4 protein-coding genes are annotated in these 3907 nt (G+C 70.1%); 2 read left to right on the plus strand and 2 right to left on the minus strand.

Annotated features, from left to right (window positions below; all coding sequences use genetic code 11):
* Nucleotides 1-703 (minus strand): M17 family peptidase N-terminal domain-containing protein (locus tag R1101_RS0117940; RefSeq protein WP_016934735.1); only part of this gene is annotated, 703 nt, incomplete at its 3' end.
* Between the two features lie 153 nt (nt 704-856).
* On the opposite strand from R1101_RS0117940, the gene gcvT reads away from it, so the two are divergent.
* Nucleotides 857-1957 carry a glycine cleavage system aminomethyltransferase GcvT gene (gene gcvT / locus R1101_RS0117945; RefSeq protein WP_026003421.1) on the plus strand — a complete coding sequence of 367 codons (1101 nt, stop codon included), beginning with the start codon at nt 857-859 and terminating at the stop codon, nt 1955-1957.
* Nucleotides 1958-1989: 32 nt separating this feature from the next.
* Nucleotides 1990-3096 (plus strand): branched-chain amino acid aminotransferase, encoded by a 1107-nt coding sequence (locus tag R1101_RS0117950; RefSeq protein WP_016934737.1) that lies wholly within the window; start codon nt 1990-1992, stop codon nt 3094-3096.
* A 71-nt stretch (nt 3097-3167) separates the two neighbouring features.
* Here R1101_RS0117950 and R1101_RS0117955 read toward each other — a convergent pair.
* Nucleotides 3168-3907 (minus strand): adenosylcobinamide-GDP ribazoletransferase (locus tag R1101_RS0117955; RefSeq protein WP_016934738.1); only part of this gene is annotated, 740 nt, incomplete at its 5' end.

A 3907-nucleotide genomic window follows, 5' to 3' on the forward strand; every position in this document is an offset into this window, starting at 1 on the left:
CGATGCCCCCGAAGCCCTTCTTCTCCAGTGCCTTCTCGTCGAGGACCTCGACCTTCAGCCCGGCGGCCTCGCCGAGGGCCTTCGCCCGCTCGGCGAACTCGGCCGGGAACAGATGGCTGGGCGGGGTGTTCACGAAGTTCCGGGCCGTCGCGACGGCCTCGGCGATCGCGGTGGCGCGGGTGAGGGCGGACTTGGCGTCGCGGTCGCGGGTCGACGGCACCAGCAACTCCACCTGCGCGACCGGCCGGGCATCCTCCTTCGGCGCGGACTTCTCCGACCGGAACTCGGTGTAGGTGTAGGCGCCGAGCGCGAACCCTTCCGCCGCGGCACCGAGGTCGACGGCGGACAGCGTGGTCGCGACCGTCCCCACACCTGTCAATACGCGTGCTGCGGTACCGGCGGAACGGCGGACCTGCTCGGCGTCGATCTTGTCGGCATCACCGAGACCGACGGCGAGGACGCTCGCCACGGGCAGCGACGCGGGTGCCGGCACCCGCGTGAGTTCTTCGCTGCGGCCCGTCGCGCCCACGGCGACCAGGTTGTCGAGCAGTTCACCGAGAACCGCCTCGTCGACCGGTGCGTCACCCGCGAGGATCTCGGGGGTGCCGTCGGCGGAGGTCAGTCCGATCACGAGTACATCGGCTCGCTCGGATACCGAACCGGCGAGAACGAGTTCGGGAAGATCGGGAGTGGGTGCACTCACAGGGCATCTCCTTGGAGCTGATCGGGAACGAGCGAGTCGTTCGTGTGGGGCGTCGTTCGGTGCGAGGGGATCACCTCGATGTCATCGACCCTAATGACACCGACGCCGGACGTCGCTGTCGGACACGATGGCGGTGGGATAGCGTCGTACGCCATGAGTGACGAGGAACTGAAGCAGGGGCCCATCCACGCCGTGCACGTCGAACTCGGCGCGACATTCGCTCCGTTCGGCGGCTGGGAGATGCCCGTCTCCTACGCGGGGACGGTCGCCGAGCACACGGCCGTGCGCGAGACGGTGGGCCTGTTCGACGTCAGCCACCTGGGTAAAGCGCTCGTCGCCGGGCCGGGCGCCGCAGAGTTCCTGAACACGACCCTCACCAACGACCTCACCAGGATCGCTCCCGGCAAGGCGCAGTACACGCTGTGCTGCACCGAGAGCGGTGGTGTGGTCGACGACCTGATCGTCTACTACGTCTCCGACGACGAACTCTTCCTCGTTCCCAACGCGGCCAATACGGCCGCGGTCGTCGAGGCGCTGTCCGCGGCGGTGCCCGCGGGCGTCACTGTGACGAACCAGCATCGGGACCACGCGGTGTTCGCCGTCCAGGGGCCGAGGTCCGCCGACGTCCTCGAAGCACTGGGACTGCCCACCGACATCACCTACATGGGTTTCGCCGACGCCGGATACGAGGGTGCTCCGGTGCGGGTGTGCCGCAGCGGATATACCGGTGAGCGCGGTTTCGAGGTGCTGCCTCGCTGGGACGACGCAGAGCGCGTCTTCCGTGCCCTGCTCGAGGCCGTCCGTGCCCAGGGCGGGCAGGCCGCGGGTCTCGGTGCCCGCGACACCCTGCGCACCGAGATGGGCTACGCGCTGCACGGACACGAACTGTCCGTGGACATCTCCCCGCTCCAGGCGCGGGTCGGCTGGGCCGTGGGCTGGAAGAAGCCGCAGTTCTGGGGCCGCGACGCCCTGCTCCGCGAGAAAGAGGCGGGCCCGGCACGGAAACTGTGGGGTCTGCGGGCGCTCGACCGCGGTGTCCTGCGTCAGGATCTGACGGTGCTGCGCGACGGTGCCGAGGTCGGCCGGACCACCTCGGGAACCTTCTCGCCGACCCTCAAGATCGGCATCGCCCTCGCACTCCTCGACACCGCCGCCGGACTCGAACCCGGCGACGAAGTGAGCGTGGACGTGCGCGGACGATCGCTGCGCGCCGAAGTGGTGACTCCGCCGTTCGTCGAGGACCACACCAGATAGGGCTTCCGCAGGCGGTTGTACCATTGTCCTCCATGACAGGTGTCCTCGAATTCGCCCGCGTCCAGCATCCTTCCCCGAGCTCTGCGGAGCGGCGCCAGGAGGTTCTGTCGAATCCCGGTTTCGGGCAGTACTTCACCGATCACATGGTGTCGATCACCTACACCGACGGGATCGGTTGGCACGACGCGAAAGTCGAGCCGTACGCCCCGATCTCCCTGGACCCGGCCGCGATGGTCCTGCACTACGGGCAGGCGATCTTCGAGGGCCTCAAGGCCTACCGGCAGGCCGACGGCAGCATCGCGTCGTTCCGCGTGACCGCCAATGCGGCGCGCATGAACCGGTCCGCGGAGCGGCTCGCGATGCCGTACCTGCCGCCGGAGCTGTTCGTGCAGGCGATCACCGAGCTGGTGGAGGTCGACAACGAGTGGGTTCCGGCCGCGGGCGGCGAGGATTCCCTCTACTTGCGTCCCTTCGCCTTCGCGACCGAGCCGGCTCTCGGTGTGCGGCCCGCGAAGGAGTACACGTTCCTCGTCATCGCGTCCCCGGCGGGTGCCTACTTTCCGCGCGGCGTGAAGCCCGTCAACGTGTGGCTCTCCCGTGAGTACGTGCGTGCCTCACCGGGCGGCACCGGCGCCGCGAAGTTCGCCGGCAACTACGCGGCGTCGCTCGTCGCGCAGGCGCACGCGGCCGAACAGGGCTGCGACCAGGTGGTCTGGCTCGATGCCATCGAGCGCAAGTACGTCGAGGAGATGGGCGGCATGAACCTGTACTTCGTGTACGGGTCCGGCGCCGACGCGCGCCTGGTCACCCCGGAGCTGTCCGGCTCGCTGCTCCCCGGCATCACCCGCGACTCGTTGCTCACCCTCGCCAAGGACTCCGGTCTCGCGGTGGAGGAGCGGCGCATCAGCACCGACGAGTGGCGCGAGAAGGCCGCGAGCGGTGAGATCACCGAGGTGTTCGCGTGCGGTACCGCGGCGGTCATCACGCCGGTCGGCAGCGTCAAGGACAAGGACGGCGAGTTCACCATCGCCGACGGCGAGCCCGGCCCGATCACGATGGCCCTGCGCGACACCCTGACGGGCATCCAGCGCGGCACCTTCGCCGACACTCACGGATGGATGACGACACTGCGCAAGTGACGTAGCCACCATCGCAAGGGTGCTGCCGGACTCCGGCAGCACCCTTGTGTCGTTTCCGGAGGGAATGCGATCTACAGCAGGCTCGCCGCCGCCACCGCCACGGCAGCGACCGTGCCCTCGGAGACCGCGCCGAGCACGTCCCCGTTCATGCCCCCGAAGCGCGCGACGCAGTGCCGGGCGAAGACCACCGCCGCGACCAGCACCACCATCACCACGAGCGGCCCGGCCCAGACCGGGCCGGGCAGGCACACGACCGACAGCACCACGGCCGACAGCGACCACAGTGCGACCGGCACGACGCCCTGGGTGCCCGATACGAGCGCGCCGAAGCCGCTGCCGGGCGCGGCGGGCACCCCGCGCCGGCATGCCACGACCACCGCGACACGTCCGGTGAAGACCGCGAAGGCGACCGCCCACCACGCGTGCGTGTCGGCGAGCGCACCGAACGAAGCGGCCTGCAGACCGAGGACGACGACGAGTGCCACGACGCCGAACGGACCGGCGCCGCCGCTGTGCATCACCTCGCGTGCCCGCTCGGGCGGGCCGTAACAACCGAGGCCGTCGGCGGTGTCGCTCAGGCCGTCGACGTGCATCCCGCGGGTACCGACCGCAAGCGCACCGACGCACAACAGCCCCGTCACCAGGGGTGGCGCACCGACGGCCGAGCCGAGCCCGCCCACGGCCGCGGCCGCGGCAGCGAGAAGGGCACCGGCGATCGGTGCCGCAGAGATGGCGCGTCCGGCGATCGTCCGATCGATCTCGGCGGGACCCCGTGCGGGCAGGACCGTCAACCACGACAGGGCCAGCGCGA

The organism is Rhodococcus sp. R1101, from assembly GCF_000278445.1.
In the GTDB taxonomy this organism is placed as follows: Bacteria; Actinomycetota; Actinomycetes; order Mycobacteriales; family Mycobacteriaceae; genus Rhodococcus; species Rhodococcus gordoniae.

What these genes read in the sequence shown, in the direction of transcription:
- gcvT (WP_026003421.1), top strand. Translation starts at nt 857, where the DNA reads ATGAGTGACGAGGAACTGAAGCAGGGGCCCATCCACGCCGTGCACGTC.
- R1101_RS0117950 (WP_016934737.1), top strand. Translation starts at nt 1,990, where the DNA reads ATGACAGGTGTCCTCGAATTCGCCCGCGTCCAGCATCCTTCCCCGAGC.